The 3,064-nt window shown below is 35.2% G+C and carries 2 protein-coding genes; both read right to left on the bottom strand.

Translation table 11 applies throughout. The annotated features are described in order from the left end of the window. Positions 1 to 164: 164 nt before the first annotated feature. A complete protein-coding gene (locus ENL20_03805; GenBank protein ID HHE37681.1) occupies positions 165 to 1,778 on the bottom strand; it encodes a GAF domain-containing protein in 1,614 nt (537 codons plus the stop codon). A gap of 364 nt (positions 1,779 to 2,142) precedes the next feature. Then, a complete protein-coding gene (locus ENL20_03800; protein ID HHE37680.1) occupies positions 2,143 to 2,427 on the bottom strand; it encodes a GNAT family N-acetyltransferase in 285 nt (94 codons plus the stop codon). Between the last annotated feature and the right edge of the window lie 637 nt (positions 2,428 to 3,064).

Genomic DNA, 3,064 nt, shown 5'->3' with positions numbered 1-3,064 from the left:
TTTTGCTGTCAACCATTTATCAACAAGCAGATTATTTTCTTAATTTCTCTGGAAAAAACAGCAGTAAAAAAATTTATTTCAGAACCTTAATATTAAGTGAAAAAATGTTTATCTGGATAATTTTTTTGAATGTACTTGATTGCTATATAGTATCAATGACCAGATTATTCCATATCTATCTGTTCTTTTTTTAATTCCTTTTCCGCAAATAGCAGATACAATTTATTTGTCCTGAAAATCTCGAAAATATCTTTATCAAGAAAATTACTCAAAACCATTTTTTCTAAAATAGACATTGATTCGGAAAGTGTTTTACCTTCTTTATACGGTCTGTCATGTGCTGTGAGCGCATCAAAAATATCGGCGATTGCAAGGATCCTGGTCTGCAGGGGAAGTTGTTCCGCTTTCAGTCCAAGTGGATACCCGGAACCATCGAGCTTTTCATGATGACCGGAAGCATAGATCGGGATTTTATTCATTTTTTTAGGAAAAGGAAGTTCGTGCAGCATCTCGTAAGAAACATTGGCGTGATTGTCCATCATTTGTTTTTCCTTTTGGGTGAGAGTTCCTTTATTTATGATCAGGTTCTCAACCTCATTTTTCTCTAAATATGGAAATTCCTGACCGTCCAGAATATATTTTTTTCGACTAATAGATTTAATCCTGTCGATTTTTTCTTCAGCTAAATATTCTTTTCCGATATTTACTTCATTCAAGAAATTTATTTCATCTTCCAGTTCATTTATTTGCTTTTCAAAATTCTTTTCCAGTGCTGGAACTTCTTCTTTTTTTCCTCTTTTGATCAAATCATATTTCTGTCCTGAATGCTCATTTTTTTTTATTTCCTTGATTAGATTGAACCTGGTTTCCAGAAGTTTTATCCGATCAAAGATCGTTTGCAGTTTGGTTGCTTTGTTAAAGATGAATTCCGGAGTTGTGATCTTCCCGATATCATGCATCCAGGCAGCGATACGCAGTTCTTTCATTTCATCTTCATTAAAATATGTATTGCTGAATTTCCCTGAGTTTTCAGAATTTATGGTTCTGGCAATCTGCATCGTAAGTTCTTCAACTCTTCGAATATGATTGCCAGTATGAGGAGATTTGATTCCCATTCCATGGGCGATCGAACGGATAAATGATTCCAGCAATTCTTCCAGATCATGGATCAGGATCGAGTTGGTCAAAGCGATCGCGGCCTGCGAAGCCAGAGCTTCTGTGATTTCTTCCACATCTTTGGAAAAAGGAACAATTTTCCCCTTCTCCATGGCATTTATCAAAGAGAGAACACCGATAATATCATTTTCATGATTTCTCATTGGTAAAACAAGCATCGATTTTGAGCGATAATTATTGGCGGCATCGATTATTTTAGTGTTAGCAAAATTGAAATTCTCCGCGAAATAGACATCGGGGATGTTCACTGCTTTTCCGGTGTAGGCAACATACGAACAGACATTCATCAGGTTTGGATGACCATCTTCCCTGATGATCGGAATATCAGGCAAAGTGATCGGATTTCCGCTGGTTCCGCCCATTCTCCAATTCAGAGAATCCGTGTGAATGATCTTGAATTGGAGTGTTTTTTCATCCGGAGTTAATATATAGATCGAACCTGCATCTGCATTGGTGAATTCTCTCGCTTTATCGACAACCATTTCGAGTACTGCATCCAGATTTTTTTCCGCAGAAAGAGCTTTGCCGATCTCTACTAAACTCCGGTTTTTTTTGATGAGTTGCTCGATTTCTTGAGGTTTGGAAATACCTGTTTTTTTCATGGTCTTTTCCTGCAATTTTTTTATGTTTGTTCTTTTGCGAATGTTAGTTTTAATGTCAAATGGAAAATTTTCATTTGACAGGAAATAATATTCAGACTGATATAAGGATAAAGCAGTTTAGTTTATTATATTAGACTTGCTTCAAGGTAGTGTAACATAATTTATGAAAGATTATGAAAAACTGATGCTGCCTTTCCGAAGCTTCTCACGAAGGAATTCTTATCATTAAGATTCGGAAAGTTCCGGGACATTCACATCCTTCCGAATCTTAATGTAAGAACAAGTGAAAGAAAGCTTCGGAAGGGAAATGACGAGGAGTAATTATGGAAGCAACATTTACACAAACAAAAACCAATTTTGATACTTATTGGACTAGAGTATTAAACGAAAGAGAACCTTTATATATCCATAAACAAGGATATGAAGATGTTGTTCTGATACCGGCAATAGAGTTAAGTTCCTTAACTGAAACTGCTCGTAGCATCTTCATCATCTCCTTAGCGATGCCATTTTTCTGATGTTGGGGATTCACTATCACATCAAAAATACTTGTATAATAGTGACCATCGGTAATTGCACGGGCAAAAGCGATCAGCGTACCATCGTGATAGGCGGTAACATAATAGGAATTCTTAAATGCATCCAGAATATCTTCCGGATTTTTATTTCAATCTACGCTTTCAAATACATTAATAGCTTCTTCAACAGTAACTTCGTTATTAGCTTTGTAAATAATTTTCATTCATATCTCCATATTTTTTAGTACATTAAAAATTATAATTAAGCCCTTTCATTTCAAAATATTATTCACTCTTCTCCGAATATCGATACACATTTGACAAATGGAGTAGTATCCTTCCGGATCAGGTTTCACTACTTTTGCTTCTGCCCAATTTAATAAACCTTCCATACCATTCTCAATGATTTTTTTTATTATAGGAATTTTAAATGGATTATAATTCTCTATAAGATCGATAATATCTGTCTCAAAAGCATTCCCAATATAAAGTTCATTACAAACAGCAACTTTCCCGTCAGGTTCAAGAGATATACCTTTAACAGAATTCAGCGGGTCCGTGTAAGGCATTTCACCACATTTACCAGTTGGAAATTCTTTTCTTGGAGGTAAAAATTCTTTCAGATTGATAAGAGCTAATCCCACCGGTTCTATTATATTTCCTTCTGATTTTTTTACAGGCAGGTCTTCCAGCTTCTCCAAAATAGATTTTGTTTTTTGGTTATATTGATTATCATTCTCTTCAGAAACTACCCAGCAAGGATTTAAT

The organism is Candidatus Cloacimonadota bacterium (assembly GCA_011372345.1).
GTDB lineage: Bacteria > Cloacimonadota > Cloacimonadia > Cloacimonadales > TCS61 > DRTC01.
The sequence above is the reverse complement of the archived record's forward strand: the minus strand, read 5'-3'. Positions and strand labels throughout refer to the sequence as shown.